This window comes from Pasteurella oralis, from assembly GCF_002850605.1.
Classification (GTDB): Bacteria; Pseudomonadota; Gammaproteobacteria; order Enterobacterales; family Pasteurellaceae; genus Pasteurella; species Pasteurella oralis.
This window is the reverse complement of sequence record NZ_NXGB01000002.1, coordinates 48,642-66,099: the sequence shown is the minus strand read 5'-3', so window position 1 is coordinate 66,099 and position 17,458 is coordinate 48,642. Positions and strand designations below refer to the sequence as shown.

17 protein-coding genes are annotated in these 17,458 nt (G+C 38.0%); 8 read left to right on the top strand and 9 right to left on the bottom strand.

Features of this window, described 5'->3' with window-relative positions:
* Window positions 1-300: 300 nt before the first annotated feature.
* The 5 genes from C0975_RS02745 (at window position 301) to yfaE (ending at window position 4,201) form a co-directional block, all read left to right on the top strand.
* Entirely contained in the window at window positions 301-1,809 is a 1,509-nt protein-coding gene (locus C0975_RS02745; RefSeq protein WP_101774875.1) for a sodium-dependent transporter, read from the top strand.
* The gene (locus tag C0975_RS02740; protein WP_101774874.1) at window positions 1,809-1,901 is read left to right on the top strand and encodes a methionine/alanine import family NSS transporter small subunit; all 93 of its coding nucleotides are present in this window, start codon (window positions 1,809-1,811) and stop codon (window positions 1,899-1,901) included. The genes C0975_RS02745 and C0975_RS02740 overlap by 1 nt, the downstream gene beginning before the upstream one ends.
* A 278-nt stretch (window positions 1,902-2,179) precedes the next feature.
* Entirely contained in the window at window positions 2,180-3,310 is a 1,131-nt protein-coding gene (gene nrdB / locus C0975_RS02735; protein WP_101774873.1) for a class Ia ribonucleoside-diphosphate reductase subunit beta, read from the top strand.
* A 73-nt stretch (window positions 3,311-3,383) separates the two neighbouring features.
* Window positions 3,384-3,956, top strand: a complete 573-nt coding sequence (locus tag C0975_RS02730; protein WP_101774872.1) for an RBBP9/YdeN family alpha/beta hydrolase — start codon at window positions 3,384-3,386, stop codon at window positions 3,954-3,956.
* Complete coding sequence (gene yfaE / locus C0975_RS02725; protein ID WP_101774871.1) at window positions 3,953-4,201, top strand: class I ribonucleotide reductase maintenance protein YfaE; 249 nt, start codon at window positions 3,953-3,955, stop codon at window positions 4,199-4,201. The genes C0975_RS02730 and yfaE overlap by 4 nt, the downstream gene beginning before the upstream one ends.
* Before the next feature lie 214 nt (window positions 4,202-4,415).
* Here yfaE and C0975_RS02720 read toward each other — a convergent pair whose 3' ends face one another.
* Genes C0975_RS02720 through ttrB form a run of 3 tightly spaced genes read right to left on the bottom strand, consistent with a single transcriptional unit; the run spans window position 4,416 to window position 9,281 of the window.
* Window positions 4,416-7,505 (bottom strand): tetrathionate reductase subunit A, encoded by a 3,090-nt coding sequence (locus C0975_RS02720; protein WP_101774870.1) that lies wholly within the window; start codon window positions 7,503-7,505, stop codon window positions 4,416-4,418.
* Entirely contained in the window at window positions 7,498-8,547 is a 1,050-nt protein-coding gene (nrfD, locus tag C0975_RS02715) for an NrfD/PsrC family molybdoenzyme membrane anchor subunit (RefSeq protein ID WP_101774869.1), read from the bottom strand. Before nrfD ends, C0975_RS02720 begins: the two co-directional genes overlap by 8 nt.
* Window positions 8,544-9,281: a tetrathionate reductase subunit TtrB gene (gene ttrB, locus C0975_RS02710; RefSeq protein WP_101774868.1), complete on the bottom strand. Its 738-nt coding sequence runs from the start codon at window positions 9,279-9,281 to the stop codon at window positions 8,544-8,546. Before ttrB ends, nrfD begins: the two co-directional genes overlap by 4 nt.
* Window positions 9,282-9,429: 148 nt before the next feature.
* On the opposite strand from ttrB, the gene C0975_RS02705 reads away from it, so the two are divergent.
* Both C0975_RS02705 and C0975_RS02700 read left to right on the top strand, forming a co-directional pair.
* Window positions 9,430-11,148, top strand: a complete 1,719-nt coding sequence (locus tag C0975_RS02705) for a sensor histidine kinase (RefSeq protein ID WP_101774867.1) — start codon at window positions 9,430-9,432, stop codon at window positions 11,146-11,148.
* Window positions 11,142-11,732 carry a response regulator gene (locus tag C0975_RS02700; protein ID WP_101774866.1) on the top strand — a complete coding sequence of 197 codons (591 nt, stop codon included), beginning with the start codon at window positions 11,142-11,144 and terminating at the stop codon, window positions 11,730-11,732. Before C0975_RS02705 ends, C0975_RS02700 begins: the two co-directional genes overlap by 7 nt.
* A 38-nt stretch (window positions 11,733-11,770) precedes the next feature.
* Here the strand turns inward: C0975_RS02700 and dapB are convergent, their stop codons facing one another.
* The 6 genes from dapB to ribH form a co-directional block, all read right to left on the bottom strand.
* Complete coding sequence (dapB, locus tag C0975_RS02695; protein WP_101774865.1) at window positions 11,771-12,583, bottom strand: 4-hydroxy-tetrahydrodipicolinate reductase; 813 nt, start codon at window positions 12,581-12,583, stop codon at window positions 11,771-11,773.
* A gap of 163 nt (window positions 12,584-12,746) precedes the next feature.
* Complete coding sequence (locus tag C0975_RS02690) at window positions 12,747-13,385, bottom strand: homoserine/threonine efflux transporter (RefSeq protein ID WP_101774864.1); 639 nt, start codon at window positions 13,383-13,385, stop codon at window positions 12,747-12,749.
* 8 nt (window positions 13,386-13,393) lie between these two features.
* Window positions 13,394-13,876, bottom strand: coding sequence for a phosphatidylglycerophosphatase A family protein (locus C0975_RS02685; protein ID WP_101774863.1), 483 nt, complete (start codon window positions 13,874-13,876; stop codon window positions 13,394-13,396).
* 2 nt (window positions 13,877-13,878) lie between these two features.
* Complete coding sequence (gene thiL, locus C0975_RS02680) at window positions 13,879-14,883, bottom strand: thiamine-phosphate kinase (protein WP_101774862.1); 1,005 nt, start codon at window positions 14,881-14,883, stop codon at window positions 13,879-13,881.
* Between the two features lie 18 nt (window positions 14,884-14,901).
* Complete coding sequence (gene nusB / locus C0975_RS02675; RefSeq protein WP_101774861.1) at window positions 14,902-15,336, bottom strand: transcription antitermination factor NusB; 435 nt, start codon at window positions 15,334-15,336, stop codon at window positions 14,902-14,904.
* 5 nt (window positions 15,337-15,341) lie between these two features.
* Window positions 15,342-15,815: a 6,7-dimethyl-8-ribityllumazine synthase gene (gene ribH, locus C0975_RS02670; RefSeq protein WP_101774860.1), complete on the bottom strand. Its 474-nt coding sequence runs from the start codon at window positions 15,813-15,815 to the stop codon at window positions 15,342-15,344.
* Window positions 15,816-16,023: 208 nt separating this feature from the next.
* Between ribH and C0975_RS02665 the strand changes: the two genes are divergently transcribed.
* On the top strand, window positions 16,024-17,235 hold the full coding sequence (locus C0975_RS02665; RefSeq protein ID WP_101774859.1) for an aromatic amino acid transport family protein: 1,212 nt from the start codon (window positions 16,024-16,026) through the stop codon (window positions 17,233-17,235).
* The last annotated feature ends 223 nt before the right edge of the window (window positions 17,236-17,458 follow it).

Below are 17,458 nucleotides of genomic sequence, written 5' to 3'. Positions count from 1 at the left end.
CCTACTGAAAGTGTGGTTCTTTTAATCAAAGGATCGCACTTTTTTAATTCTTTTTTGAACAACTTTTGTTAGTTTTTTCTTCTCTGATGAATATCTGATTCTAGATGTTAAATTTGTTTACATTTCATTTTCAACATTTAAATCTAATAAATCCATTTTCAACAAAATATTATTCCAGCATTATTCTATTTAATCGTCCAAATAAAGCATTTATCCCTATTGACTCAAGGCAATATTTCATTATATTTCTAAATCCTAACATTTTTTTAACTAAAACTAACAAAAACAAAGGTTGCAATTATGACAACATCATCTCAAAGTCGCGAAACGTTCTCTGGACGTAAAGCGTTTATTTTTGCGGCAATTGGTTCTGCCGTTGGATTAGGAAATATCTGGCGTTTTCCTTATGTGACTTATGAAAATGGCGGTGGTGCCTTTATCATCCCTTATTTAGTGGCGTTATTAACCGCAGGTATTCCACTGTTATTTTTAGATTATGCAATCGGTCATAAATATCGCGCCTCTCCTCCACTTGCTTTTCGTAAGTTAAATAAAAACTTTGAAACTTTTGGTTGGTGGCAAGTCATGATCAATGTCATTATCGGCATTTACTATGCCGTTATTCTTGGTTGGGCAGCCTCTTATACCTTCTTCTCATTAAATAGCGCATGGGGTGCTGATCCTGCCAGTTTCTTCTTTAAAGATTATTTACAAATGGCTGAAGGTGTATCAGTTAGCTTTGATTTCGTTGGTAGTATCGCTGGACCATTAATTGCCGTATGGTTTTTCATCTTAGTGATCTTAGCATTAGGGGTACAGAAAGGGATTGGTAAATCAGCCTCGTTCTTCATGCCATTATTAACTGTCATGTTCGTCATTTTAGTTATCACTGCACTTTTCTTACCGGGTGCGACAAAAGGCTTAGATGCGTTATTTACACCAGACTGGTCTAAATTATTAGAACCAACGGTTTGGGTCGCTGCTTATGGGCAAATTTTCTTCTCATTATCAATCTGCTTTGGGATTATGATCACTTACTCTTCTTATTTGAAAAAACAAAGTGATTTAACAGGTTCTGGTTTAGTGGTTGGTTTTGCGAATAGTAGTTTTGAATTGCTTGCTGGTATTGGGGTATTTGCCGCATTAGGTTTTATGGCAACAGCGGGCGGTAAAGAAGTCAGCGAAGTAGCAACATCAGGCATTGGCTTAGCCTTCATTGCTTTCCCAGCAATTATTGACCAAGCACCTTTTGGGGCAGTGATTGGCGTCTTATTCTTTGGTTCATTATTATTTGCTGGTATTACCTCTTTAATGTCAATCTTAGAAGTGATTATTTCCGCAGTACAAGATAAATTAAGATTGCGTCGTTCTATTGCCACGGCTGCAGTCTGTACTCCAATGGCATTGGTTTCAATCTTATTATTTGGTACAACAACAGGTCTACCTGTATTAGATGTATTAGATAAATTTGTTAACAGCTTTGGTATCGTTGCAGTAGGTTTAATGGTGATTTACGCTATCTTGATCAATGAATCCTTATCTGGTTTAGCAGCACATATTAACGAAACATCTTCTTTTAAAGTTGGCGTAGTATGGCGTGTATTAATTGGTACGGTTACTTCAACTGTTCTTGTCTATATGTTATTTACCGAAATCAATAAAGTCGCAACAGAAGGTTATGGCGGTTATCCAGATTGGTTTGTTAACACATTTGGTTGGGGAATGGCAATTGGTTTAGGGATAATTGCCTTCTTACTATCACGCTTACCTTGGAAATATTTAACTGATTCAACAAAAGGAGATAAATAATGAGCAGTAGCGCAATTATCATGATGTTAGTCGCATTGGCTATTATCTGGGGCGGCTTAATCATCTCTGTTTCAAGATTACCAAAAGAGTAAAAAAAGACCGCACTTTTAATCAGCACCAATAATGGTGCTGATTTTTTTCTGTCTCCACTATAACAACATTTTATTCCTCTCTCTTAAACAAATCAGTCTATTTTATGATTAAAAACAATCAATTACATCTTCTATTCGATTCAGTTTAACTTAAACAAATGAGAAATATTGTCATTTCTCTAGCTTAAATTTTATGACTTGGGTAAAATAGCCATCGTCTATTAATTTCATCAAAAGTGCGGTAAATTTTTACCTACTTTCATCATGGAGAAAACAAAATGGCTTATACAACATTTTCACAAAATAAGAACGATCAATTAAAAGAGCCAATGTTCTTTGGTCAAAACGTGAACGTTGCTCGTTATGACCAGCAAAAATACGAAACTTTTGAGAAATTGATCGAAAAACAACTCTCCTTCTTCTGGCGCCCTGAAGAAGTCGATGTTTCACAAGATCGCATTGATTATCAAGCATTACCAGAACATGAAAAACACATTTTCATTAGTAATTTAAAATATCAAACTCTTTTAGACTCTATTCAAGGCCGTAGCCCAAACGTTGCATTATTACCCTTAGTTTCTATTCCAGAACTGGAAACTTGGATTGAAACTTGGACATTCTCTGAAACAATCCACTCTCGCTCATATACGCATATTATTCGTAATATCGTCAATGATCCTTCTGTGATTTTTGATGACATTGTGACTAACGAAGAAATCATCAAACGTGCTAAAGACATTTCGGCTTACTACGATGATTTAATCCGCGACTCACAGCTTTATACACTCTATGGTGAAGGGACTTACACAGTTGATGGACAAGAATGTGTAGTGACATTACGCAATCTTAAAAAACAACTTTATCTCTGTTTAATGAGCGTAAACGCGCTTGAAGCAATTCGTTTCTATGTTTCTTTTGCTTGTTCCTTTGCTTTTGCAGAACGTAAATTAATGGAAGGTAATGCAAAAATCATTAAATTCATCGCACGTGACGAAGCGTTACACTTAACAGGTACCCAGCATATTCTGAATATTATGGCGTCAGGTCAAGATGATCCTGAAATGGCTGAAATCGTAGAAGAATGTAAGCAAGAAGCTTATGATTTATTCGTGGCTGCTGCTGAGCAAGAAAAAGAATGGGCAGACTATTTATTTAAAGATGGTTCAATGATCGGCTTAAACCGCGATATTCTGGTTCAATATGTTGAATATATCACTAATATTCGTATGCAAGCTGTTGGCTTACCATTACCATTCCAAGCGCGTTCAAATCCTATCCCATGGATCAACGCATGGTTAGTCTCAGATAACGTGCAAGTTGCCCCACAAGAAGTGGAAGTGAGTTCTTACTTGGTAGGTCAAATTGACTCTAAAGTCGATACTAAAGATTTTGGTGATTTCGATCTCTAAAATTGACTAAAAACAGACCGCACTTTTCTCAACAAAACAAAAGTGCGGTCTTTATTTATCGGAAAACAACAATATGAAACAAGTTTATGTCATTCATGGCTATACTGCATCAGCCTCAGCACATTGGTTTCCTTACTTAGCACAACAATTAAGCCAAACGGATATTGCTTGCACCTGTCTTAATATGCCTAATCCAATGCAACCTGATACAGCAGAATGGCTTGTATATCTCAAGCAACAGTTACAATTAACTAAACAAACGGTTATTATTGGACATAGTCTAGGTTGTATTGCAGCACTCAACTTACTTCTCAGCCAACAACAGCCGATATTAAGTGGCATTTTTGTCTCTGGTTTTAATCAATCTATTCCACACTTAGCCAAACTCAATCCCTTCGTTGACACTTATCAGGCTCTGTTAGCACAAAGCAAACTCAATCCAAGCCAATTGTTTCGCCAAACGCCCTGCACTATCGCGGCATACGATGATCATATTGTGCCACATCAGTATACTGAGACATTAGCAACAGCACTACAAGCTGATTATATTCGTTTACAAAGAGGAGGACATTTCCTCGATCGTGAAGGTTGGATAGAATTTCCTCTCGTATTACAACACATTCAAGCACGCTTTAAAAACGAATGAAAATTCATCTTATCCACAGTCAAATTACCCTTGAATACGATAACCAACTCTCTCTACTTTCTCATTTAGAGAACAATGGGATTTTTCATGAATACCAATGCCGTTCTGGCTATTGCGGTTCTTGTCGTGTCAAAATAAGAAAAGGCAAAGTATCTTATAAAGAACCGCCCCTTGCTTTTATTCAACCTAACGAAATTTTACTTTGTTGTTGCCAAGTCGAAGAAGATCTGGAAATTGAGATGTAGGTTGTCCCTCCTTGACAAAAGTCGACAAAAATATACCGCACTTTATGTGTAATAATCTTAGCTAATACACTAGCAAATCTAACTCAAATAATTATCATCGCGGGTCCAGCTATAAACCCATTGATGAATCATCATAAGCACTACATTGCAAACTCAAAAGGCAAGGTATTAAAAATACCTTGCCTTACCCTTAATAAATTTAGCCTATTTTCTTTTAAGTGAGTTTTTGTAATTTGGCTGGAATTCCCTGTCTTACTGCCGAACCACACACCCAATCCACCCATGGAGAAACAATTTCTTTTGTGTTATCTAACAAACCTAAATCGTTAATATTTACTCCACGTTTAATTTGTGGATGCCCTGCGATTTGCTTACCATCAATCATATAGCTTGTCGCTCCTAATTGTTTATGACCATAGCCATGCTCAATGGCAATAGTCCCTTTTATCACACCATCCATCACCACCAGTTGGACATTTTGTTTACCGCCCGGTGTCATTAATGCAACAAGATCACCATGCTGCAATCCCTGTTGTTTAGCATCTTGCTGGTTGATTGCCACAATGCCATCAGGCTTAATACTATGCAATCGTAATAACGGTGCAGTAATACTACTCATTAAATTTGATTTAAAAGAAATCAATTTAAATGGCCATTCTTTTGCTGGGTAATGACTTTCTAAACTGGAACCATCCGCAAACTGTGGTTCAAAATATTTTGGGCAACCATGATAATGCTGACCGGTTTGCGCATGTTTGGCCTTGGCTACCGTTTCATTCCAAATTTGCAAACAATTTTTCCAACGTACTTGCATATTATCGTCTTGCCATGCGCTGTGATAAGGCGCAAAACGCCCCCCTTTACAATACACATTGGCGACTTTTAATACTTCTTCTGGTTTTAAGGTTTGTTGTAACTTAGGCATTAAACGTTGTACACCGGTCAACAACAAATCTTCCTCGCTCGCGTCATTCACTGGTGCTTTTCCATCATAAGCAATATTTGCTGCGGCGCGTAAAAAATAATCTTCACTACAATTAAGTGAATAACTATTTTTTTGTTTATCCGTAATCGCATTATCACCAAAACCCGGTAAATCCATTGCTTTTGCAATCGCAATAATAAAATTTTCCATGCAAACCACATCACCACTCGCAGTTTTCGTATTTTGTGATTGGATCACTGGCCAACGTGCAGTGCTGGTCTTTGTCGGTACGCCTGCCCATGGTGTACTAAATCCCCAGCTCTCAAAATTATGCGTATCTGGCACAATATAATCTGCCAATGCTGTGGTTTCATTCATAAATGCATCAACGGCGATAAACAAAGGTAAAATTTTTGGATCACGTAATTTGGTTTTAGCCACATGATGAATGCCTGTCATACCATAAATTGGATTACTCATATGACTAATCCAAGCTTTAAGCGAATAAGGATAACCTTGTAACGCAGACGTAATCATTTCAGACATTTGCCCACCCGCAAAAGGATACCATGACGCTTTAGCTGGATAAGGTGATACACCTTGTTCTACTTTGCGCTTAAATTCGCTTGATTTCTCATAAGCTTTTTTACTGCGTGCTAAGTTAGTTCCTTTTGGTTGCACCATGTCTGGGAAATTAGCTAAATCATAGCGCGGTCCACCACCAAAATCTTTGAACTTGCCACCCGTCATGCTCATCCCACCTTTCTTGTTCATATTACCGACCATAGCATTCAGTAATAAAATTGCCCAAGCAGTGTAAAACCCAGTGCCATGCATGGTGCCACCATGGGTAATCGCAGCGGCTCGATGACCATGCGAGGTAAATTCTTTGGCTAAATTGATGATCATGTCAGTCGGAACACCACAATGAACTGAATAGGTATCTATACTATGTTCAAAGCAAGCTTGTTTAAATAATTGCATAGCTGACTTCGCTAAGACTTGTGAGCCATCTTTGAAAGTGAGCAAATCTTCTACAAAAATGACCGCACTTTCACAATCTTTAGCAGCAATAAATGTCCCTGTTTGCTGATCTTTAACCACAATATCGCCATCAACTGGCTTTTCAGGTACGGGCATATCAACAAGATCCTGTAAGCGAATAGCTTGTCCATAACGTTTATGCGTTGGATCCGCAATAAACAAATGTGTCGCATTACAAAAACTGACCGCATTCGCTTTTTGCATTGCTTCTTCACTCGGTATCGCTAAATAAGCCGCGTTATAACGTTCATGTTCAATAATCCAACGCAACATCCCTAAAGATAACGACAGATCTGTGCCTGGAATAATCGGTACCCAGCGATTTTGTTTTACCGCTCGGCTATTAGTTAGCTCTAAACGTGGTGCAACAACCACATAATCAAAGTTGTCTTCCGTACGCTGTTTAGCTAACTGTCGAGCTTGACGTTTAAATGGGTTTCCTGCTTGAGCTGGTGAGGTTCCCATAAATAGAATAAATTCAGCATGATCCCAATCTGGTTTAGCATGTGAATTATTCACTAGATCATTCATAAATGCGCCTGAACCTGCACGATAAGACAAACCACAAAATGAACCATGGGAAGCAAAGTTAATCGTACCAAAGCTATTATTAGCAAAACGTTTTAATAAGGGCTGACGTCCTTCTGGTCCAGCAAAAGTCACCATCAATTGATTCACTTTCGCGCCAAAATCTGGATTCTCGGCATCAACTGGCGTTTTCAAATCTCGAATCGCTTTTAGCCCTTCCACATATCCTTCGCCAAACAGATCCCCACCATTCACGACTTCATCCACTAATTGCTCAAAGCTAATCGTTTTCCATTTACCTTCACCACGTTTTCCCACTCGCTTTAATGGCTGAGTAATACGATAAGGGCTATTAATACCTTCTAAAAAAGCTGCCCCTCGCGCACAAGCCGTTGAACGATGTGCTAGACCATTTTCGCCCGCCACACTGAGTTCTGCTTGCTGAATAGATTGATTAAAATCGAGATATTGATCTGCTGATAAAGGATGATATGGGTTGCCATTAATACGCAATACTTGATTTTTTTCTAAATCGACTCTTGCACGTAAACCACATAAGGTCCAACATCCCATACATTGAGTATTACATACCACTTGCTGGCTATTGCTAACGACTTGACCATTTTTAACCTGATATTCAGGTAATAATGCATTACCATTAATTTTATCTAAAGTCGCTTGCCCTGATGCGCCTTCAATTAAACCTGTTGCAATCTCTTTTACTTTTGGTGAATAACCCGTCACAAAGGCTGTTGCTGTGCCTAAGGCTAATCCGCCCTTTAATAAATTACGTCGTTGGTTATTCATATTTTCCCCCCGTAAAATCCATTTGCGATAAAGCTGAACGCAATAGTTGCCATAACAAGATGCCAATAAAAAGCCATAAACTAAATACCGATACAATGCCAATAGTACCGTCAATATGCCAAGTGAGATGATAAGGATTCATTAAAGCGTTATATTTCGCCACACTTTGCACTTGAATTAATAAAATCCAACGTACTAGCCAAGTAAAACACAATGCAACTAACAAACGAATAATGTTCAACAACAATGAATGTGGTAAATAAATTAGAATAGATAATGCCACTAAGCATATAACTGCCAACATTGGCATTGAACTAAAATGCCAAAGTTGAGTTAATTGAAATGCGGTCTGCTCTGACCAAGCATACAGACCGCCCAAAGTCCCTATAAAAATAATCAAACTCATCAAAATAAGATGAGAAAAGTAAGTTGGCATTGATTGCTGAGTAAAACACGCAATAAAAAAGCGACAAAGCAATAATGCCGTCGGGAATGCACTGAATAAAATCAATGGCATTAACCCATAGTGATGCCATAAAGGACGTGCTTCGATAACAAACACTTCCATTGTGGTATACACTAAAATCAAACATGCCAATAACAACGAAAAGAACCGAAAAACATTCGTCCACATTGACAAGTTGAAATTTCCCCAATAAACAAAATGGCAAAATTTAGGCAGTTTGTGTGAGGGAATCACTTGACGTAATAAGCACCCGAAATAGCCTACAACTGCTAGTGTGAATAAAGGTAAAAAAATTGCGCCCCATGCCATCCATGACCATGGTGTCAAGTTTACATAAAAATGCATAATGCGGCTCGGCTGATGAAGATCCGCCGTTAATGCAATAGGAGCAACAATGGCACAGCTAAGTGCAATCGTAACGGCAATGAATTCATGATATTGGTTTTTCTCAACTCGATTGATTAATAGCCCAACAAATACGCTGGAAACAGATAAACCAATAAAAAAGAAATAGCTCACTGCCCAAGGTAACCAAGCAATTGCTTGTGGTTCAACGAGGATTTCACGAATGATCATAAATTTGCCTCCTTACCTTGCCATAACATGGGTTGCCCTTGTACTTGATGAACAAAAGCGTCGTCTAGACCTAAATAAAATACATGCGGAATCGTGCCTGAATCAGGTTTTAATACTTTCAACTCGCTTTTATGCTCTACGACCATTTTACTGATCATGCTATTGGGATCGTTTAAATCACCAATCACACGCGCTCCTCCTACACAACTTTCCACACAAGCAGGGAGCAGTCCAACTTCAAGACGATGAGTGCAGAATGTACATTTGTCCGCAGTTTTTGTTTCTTCATTAATAAAACGTGCATCATAAGGGCACGCCTGAACACAATAGGCACACCCAATACAACGTTCATTATTAATCACTACAATACCGTCTTTACGCTGATAAGTGGCTTGCACTGGGCAAACTGGCACACAAGGCGGGTTATCACAGTGATTACATAATCGAGGTAATAACACATTATTAACTACCTGATTTTCATCAACCACCTCATATTGACGTACTGTTGTTCTAAACTCACCTATCGGTGTTGCATTCTCTATCCCACAACTGACAGTACAGGATTGACAACCGATACAACGACGTAAATCCACCAACATTGCATAACGATGCGCGTCATTTCCTTCACGTCTAGCAGGTTGAAACTGACTTTCTGCCTGACTAAAAGGAATAAACGCCTGCCCCACACTTAACACAGATAAATTTTTTAGAAAAACTCGCTTACTCATTTCCATAGTGGCGTTCCTTTTAGTTATTATCATTCACTCAATTGAGTTATGATTTTTTTTAGCGTATTGTTAAGGAAGGTCAATGAAAAAACTATTGTGGTTTTCCACATAAAAAGTGAGTGAATTTGATTTCAATCAAGAAAAAGGAAGAAATGTGAAAAAGTGCGGTCAGTTTTTAAAAATTTTCATCTTACTCATCGGACTCTTCCCCTGTCTCGCGTTTTCGCAGCAATGGAAAATTGGTATTTTGGCACAACGTGGCGTCGCTCATACCCATGCGAAATGGCAACCTTGGATTGATTGGCTAAACCAACAATTTGAATCGCAACACCAATTCTCGTTAGTCACCTTAGATTTAAACGATTTAATTGAAGAACAAGCACAGGGGGTTGATTTCGTTTTAACTAACCAAGCACAATTTTTCTACCTCAATAATAATCAAGTCAGTTGGTTAGTTACCTTAAGATCTCCACGTCAAATTGAGCATGCCACAATGGGGCGTATTGGCAGTGCTATCTTAGTACGCCAAGATAGTCCATTTTATCAATTGGCCGATCTAAAAAATAAAACATTAAGCGCAGTTGGCAGCAATGCGTTTGGTGGATTCTTACTCGGATATAATGTCTTATACCAACATGGCTTAATTGAGAATAAAGATTTCCAATTAAAATATACTGGTTTTCCTGTAGACAATACGTTGCTTTTATTACAAGAGAAAAAAGTCGATGGTGCTATTGTACCAGCCTGTATTTTAGAAGATCTCGATCGTGAAGGTGTGATTAAACAAGAAGACTTTCGCTTACTCGCAGGCAAAGAAAATGCGTTGGGTTGCTTAGTCAGCACTGAATTATTACCTAATTGGTCACTAGCCGCATTACCACAAGTCCCCGTAGATTTAACTTCTAAATTAGTCAGGCTTTTACTTAGCGAAATCCCAGCACACTTGCCGCAATGGACACCGCCTTATTCCACATCACAAGCAGATACTCTCTTACGTAGCTTATACAAACATCCAAAACAAAACTTATGGCAAAATACCAAACATTGGTTTCAACAATATCGTGGTTGGATCATTTTTGGTAGTTTACTGCTGTTACTTAACTACCTTTGGATCAGCTTTCAAATTCACCGCAAAAGTAAAGCATTGCAAAAAGCCTATCAAGAAATGCGCCAATATGAACAACAATTAGCCCAAGCTGACCGATTAAGTATTTTAGGCGAAATGAGTACCGGCATTGCCCATGAAATTAATCAGCCCCTTTCCGCCATTCGTATGTATGTTGAAGGTGTTAAATATCAACTTAATCAACATCAAACACAACAAAATACGATTGAAATTCTCGATAAGGTCCTATTACAAGTCGATCGTAGCGCAGAAATCATTCGTAATTTAATGAACTGGGCAAAAGGCAAAACAGACGACAAAACAGAATGTGTACAACTGCAAAAATTGTTGCAACGTATTATGAGTTTTATGACATTACAACATCATAAACAACCTCACATTTATTTAACTTGCCCTTCTTCGCTACACATTGAAGTCAAAGCCACTATCCTAGAACAAGTGATTTGTAATTGCTTGCTTAATGCCTCACAAGCCAATGCCAGCGAAATTCAAATTGTAGTCAAACAGGAAGAGGCCTTTATTTACATTCATATTCTAGATAATGGCTCAGGCTTTACACCTACTGAATTGAAATTTCCTTTTGTCCCATTTAGAACCAGTAAAATAAATGGCTTGGGTTTGGGCTTAGTTTTATGTCAACGTTTAATTCGCTCAATTGAGGGCGAAATTTCTTTACACAACCGCACGACACAATCTGGTGCAGAAGTGATTTTAAAATTACCAAATAAAAAGGGGGAAATATGTTAATTCATCTGGTTGATGATGATTTAACAGTACTAGATGCGGCTTGTTTTTTATTAGAACAGGCTGGTTATCAAGTACAAAGCTGGTCAAATAGCCAAGAATTTGTCGATAACGTGCCATTATTTGAACAAGGCATTGTGCTATTAGATATGAAAATGCCACAGTTAGATGGTCATCAAGTCCATCAATTTTTGCAACAAAAATGCAGTACACTTGCGGTTGTAATTATGACAGCGCATGGTGATGTGCCAATGGCAGTGCAAGAATTAAAACAAGGTGCGGTGGATTTTTTACAAAAACCCGTGCAATTCAGTCAATTACAATCTGTATTAAAAATAGCTGCAGAAAAAACACAAGCAAGTTATGAACGCTATAAAATTCAAAGCTGCTATACCCTACTCAGTAGAAAAGAACTCGATATACTTGAATTATTAATTCAAGGTTGTATTAACCGGCAAATTGCAGAAACGTTAAATATTTCAGTACGTACAGTCGAAGTTCATCGTTCACACATTATGGAAAAAATGCAGGCGCAAACCATTGCAGAACTTATCTATAAAACGACACAACTTGAAAGTAAAAAATAAGGCAGCATTTACGCTGCCTTATCTCTCTATTTGATAAATTATAGATTATTTAAATCTAACACATCTGTCATATCAAATAATCCACTTTCTTTATTGGCAAGCCATGTAGCGGCGCGTACTGCGCCTTTTGCAAACGTCATGCGGCTAGTGGCTTTATGCGCAATTTCAACCCGTTCACCAATATCAGCAAACCAAACACTATGTTCACCAACAACATCACTCGCGCGAATAGTAGCAAAACCAATTTCATCACGTTTACGCTCACCTGTAATCCCTTCACGCGCAAACACGCCATGCGTTTTTAAATCACGTCCTAAGGTTTTTGCAATATGTTCTCCCATCGATAATGCCGTACCTGATGGTGCATCTACTTTGTGACGATGGTGTGCTTCGATAATTTCAATATCGCAATAATCGCCCATCACTTTGGCTGCTTTTTCTAAGAGTTTAAAGACTAAATTTACGCCTACACTAAAATTTGAAGCAAAAACAACTGCTGTTTTTTGTGCGGCTTGCCTAATCTGCGCCTTACCAGCCTCATCAAATCCTGTGGTTCCAATCACAATCTTCTTATGCTGTTCAACACAAAATTGCAGATGGTTTAATGTGCCTTCTGGACGTGTAAAATCAATTAATAAATCAAACTGATCTTTTTGACTGATAAGATCATCAGAAACCATAATGCCAAGCTGACCAATCCCCGCTAACTCGCCTGCATCTGTACCAATTAAAGACGAACCTCGACGTTCAAATGCCGCCCCTAAAGTTACGCTTTCCGCTTCTGACACTGCTTGAATTAGCTGACGTCCCATTCTGCCACCCGCACCTACTACGGCTATCTTTAATGTCATATTCTTTCCTTCCTATCCAAGTTTAGCTGTTATCAATCTCACTCGATTTTCACATAAAACTTTTCTTTTTTCCACCGCACTTTTTCTTCTTTTCTCAAGCAAGAACGTAGTAATAAAAGCGTCTAACAATTGATCATGATCAATTCATCATTTTTTATCTTATTTAAATGTTTAATAGATTCATTTCAATTAAACCGTTATAAACTAAATAAGCGCCAAAGAGTAGAAAAATGATTCCAGCCAGATTATCAATATAACGGCTATATGTGCTATAAAATTGCTTTGCTAAATTGCGTGAAAACAGAATTGAAACCATATAAAAATAAAGGAAAGTTTCAATCACAATGATAAAAAGTGCGGTCAAAATTTGCCAAATTTCAGTTAAATTAACCAACACTAACGACATGACGCTGGCAAAATAAATAATTGCTTTTGCATTAGACAGATTTATCAACAACCCTTTGATAATTTCTTTTGTAATCGTCGTATTTTTATTTAACTGTTGATCAGAAGGCTGCTCAAATACGACATTAGTCCGACTATTCACCATTAACCAACCTAAATAAGCTAAATAACCACCACCTAAGCACATGATTACCCCATGCAAAAGAGGGATAGTAGTAAATAAAAGCGCTAAACCGAGTATTGAAGCCAATGCCCAAAACAATACGCCTAACGTAATACCAATCACACCACAAACAACATTACGCCGTGAGTTACTAGCGGCTAATCGGCTCACATAAAAGAAATCAGGACCTGGGGTGATCAAACCAAAAAAATGTACGATCATTAAGTTAAGCATGGTATTTCCTAACAGAAAAGGCGTAAAAGAAAAATGACTAAAATTGCATATATTGCAGCAAGCACATCATCTAACATAATACCAAAGCCACTTTCTAATTTATGATCAAAATAACGGATAGGATAAGGTTTCAAAATATCAAAAAAACGGAAAAGACCAAATGCCACCAAACACCAAAAAGGCGATAATACTGGTATTGCCAGTAAAACGAAAAAGATACCAACAATTTCATCCCACACGATTGCACCATGATCATGCACCCCCATGTCATCTGCCGTCTTTTGACACAGATAACAGCCAAGCCAAAAGCAAAGTACACTCAAAATAAAGAAAAAACTGTGGTTTAAATACTGTAATAAAAACCAACCTAATAAAAGTCCAACCACACTGCCCCATGTACCAGGTGCTGGACGGATTAAGCCAGAACCGAAGCCAACAGCTAAAAAATGGATAGGATTACGGAGATTAATGTGCTGCAGAGGTGATGTCATTTTTATTCATCCGAGTCAAAATGATCGAAGCCAGATTTAATATCCAATTCAATGGGTACGCCATTACGTTCAAATTTAATCCGTTTTTTATTTTGTGGACTAATTGCACGCACTTGTCCAACGCAAGTATATTCCACGCCAATATAGGCTAAAGCGCGTTCTAATTTTGCTTTATTACTGTCAGGCACCGTAAAACATAACTCATAATCTTCACCACCTGTTAACGCAAATTCTTCTGCTTGTTGTAAGCCAACTATACTGACCAGGTGTGAGGAAAGTGGCAATTTATCCACATCAACTACCGCGCCACATTGGCTACGTTCAAGAATATGTCCCAAATCAGCAACAAAACCATCAGAAATATCAATTGCCGCATTAGCCAATGAAGAAACTGCTAATTCAAGCCCCAATAAAACGCGAGGTGTTGGACGAAGATGACGTCGGATTAAAAATTCTTGAGCAGAATTGACCGCACTTTTGCCCGATAATAACAATGACAAACCAGCAGCACTATCACCTAAAGTCCCTGATACATAAATCCAATCACCGACTTTTGCACTATGACGGCAAAGTGCTTTACCTTTCGCAATAATACCGTGGGCTGTTATGGCGATCGACAAAGGTCCTTTCGTTGTATCGCCGCCAATCAAATCGACATTGTAATGATCAAGCACATCAAAAAAACTCTGGCTAAATTCACTTAACCATTGTTCATTGACCTCAGGTAAGGTGAGTGCAAGCGAGAGCCAAGCTGGTTCTGCTCCCATAGCAGCAAGATCACTTAAATTAGTCGCCACAGCTTTATAGGCTAAATCTGCTGGACTGATTGTTGGCAAAAAGTGAGTGTTTTCTACCATTGTATCTGTTGTAATCACCAAACGCTGATTTTGTCGCAATTCAGTAATTGCACAATCATCGCCAATAGACACAATGACATCTTTACGGGCAGTTCGTTTTGATGAGGCAGTGAAATAACGTTGAATTAAATCAAATTCGCCATTACTCATAAATCACCTTAATAATACTTATTTACGAGATAATGCAGGCGCAACTTTATCCAAAACACCATTGACATACTTATGGCTATCTTCCGCACCAAACACTTTCGCCACTTCAATTGCTTCATTGATTACAACTTTATATGGCACATCTAATTCAAATTTCAATTCATATACCGCAAGACGCAAAATTGCTTTTTCAATGGGATCAAGCTCATTGACATCACGATCTAAATAAGGATTCATCGTTTCATCAATGATCTCTACATTTTTGACCGTTTGGCGGAATAACTGACGAAAATAAGGGACATCGACACCTTTTAAATCTTGATCTGCGACAAAAGCCAACTCAATTTCAGCAGGCGAATTTTGTGATATATACCAAGAATATAAAGCTTGTACAGCACATTCTCTCGCACGACGACGCGGAGATACTTTTTTTTCTACTTTTGGTTCTGTCATCTGAATTACGCCGCGTCAATTTGAGCTAGTAAATTTACCATTTCTAAAGCGACTAACGCTGCTTCAGCGCCTTTATTACCCGCTTTAGTACCTGCACGCTCAATAGCTTGTTCAATGTTTTCGGTGGTTAATACACCAAACGCAACAGGAATTTCCGCGCTCATCGCGACTTGTCCTAATCCGCTACTTGCTTCACCAGCCACATATTCAAAATGTGCTGTTCCACCACGAATAACCGTACCTAAAGCGACAATCGCATCATACTTTTTTGTTTCAGCTAAGCGACGAGCCACTAAAGGCAACTCATATGCACCCGGCGCACGAACTAAAGTAATATTCTCTTCTTTAACTTGACCAATGCGTTTTAATGCATCTAATGCACCTTCTAATAAGCTCTCATTAATAAAGCTATTAAAACGCGCAATCACGACTGCAATTTTCGCATTTGGTGCAGCTACTGTACCTTCTAACACTTTCATATTATTTCCTAATCTACAATTAATGGATAAAATCGGTTGCGAATTTTAACACAAAATTTTTATTCAATCAGTAGTTATATTTAGGCATTCATTAGCGAGTAATCAGCCTCTATCTGAACTAATCACTATTAATGTAAAAAAAATAGTGACATGACATTTTTTACGTTAGAATGATCGTTTCTTATTTATTCAAACATTGAGAGTTATTATGCAAAATAAAACCTTTGGAAGTGCGTTGTTAGTTGCGGGTACCACAATCGGTGCCGGTATGTTAGCTATGCCGCTGACATCAGCAGAAATGGGCTTTACCTATACATTAATTCTTTTATTTACCTTGTGGGGACTCCTTTCTTATAGTGCATTACTATTCGTTGAAGTCTATCAAAAAGCAGAAACCAAAAATGCTGGCATTGCCACATTAGCAGAACAATATTTCGGTTTACCGGGGCGCATTGTGGCAACTTTTGCACTTATTGTTTTTATGTACGCAATTTTATCTGCTTATGTCACAGGCGGAGGCTCATTACTAGCAGGAGTTCTACCTTTCTTAGGCGAACATGCGCAACCTATTTCAATTGTGTTATTTACGGTTGTACTAGGTGTATTTATTGTGATTAGTACTGGCGCAGTTGATATGCTAACTCGTTTATTATTTTCAGTAAAACTACTTGCTTTTGTCTTAGTCCTCATTATGATGCTGCCACTCGTTAGCAGTGATAATTTATTAGCGATGCCGCTTAAAGATTTCCTAATTATCTCGGCTAGTCCTGTTTTCTTTACCTCATTTGGCTTTCATGTGATTATTCCAAGTATTAATAGTTATCTAAATGGTGATATCCGACGCTTACGTATTGCTATTATTATGGGTACGGCAATTCCATTAGTGGCCTATATTATTTGGCAAATGGCAACACATGGTGTTTTCCCACAAGCACAATTTGTGGAGATTTTAAATACTGATCCAACCCTAAATGGTCTAATCACAGCAACTTATCAAGCGACTGAAAGTTCTTTAATTAGCTCTGCAATGCGTTTATTTTTTACCCTTGCATTAATTACTTCTTTCTTAGGTGTCGCACTTTCACTTTTTGATTGCTTATATGATTTACTCAAACGCGTAAACATCAAGACAAATCGTTTTTCATTGGGTCTGCTGACATTTTTACCACCACTTATCTTTGCGCTGTTCTATCCTGAAGGTTTCGTTATGGCATTAGGATATGCAGGTCAAATGTTTACATTTTATGGTTTAGTTTTGCCTGTTGGGATGGCGTGGCGGGCAAGAAAACGTTACCCTGAATTACCATATCGAGTCATAGGTGGTAATATCACGTTATTAGGTGCATTAATACTTGGTATTCTCATTATGAATGTCCCTTTCTTAATCAAAGCTGGTTATTTACCGGCGGTTATTGGTTAAACTATTTTTTATAAATTGATCCAGATTTTATTGGGTAAGCTTGTTTGGTTTGCCTCTTTTTTATTTGTTTATGCTAAGGAACTATTTTTAATGATATCACTAATAAACAAACGAGTTTTTTACTTGCAAAAACACATATTACGATCGCAGTAAATCCAACAGTTGACGGGCATAAAGAAAAGTGCGGTCAGTTTTTGTTGAGTTTTGTACAACTACCTAAGCA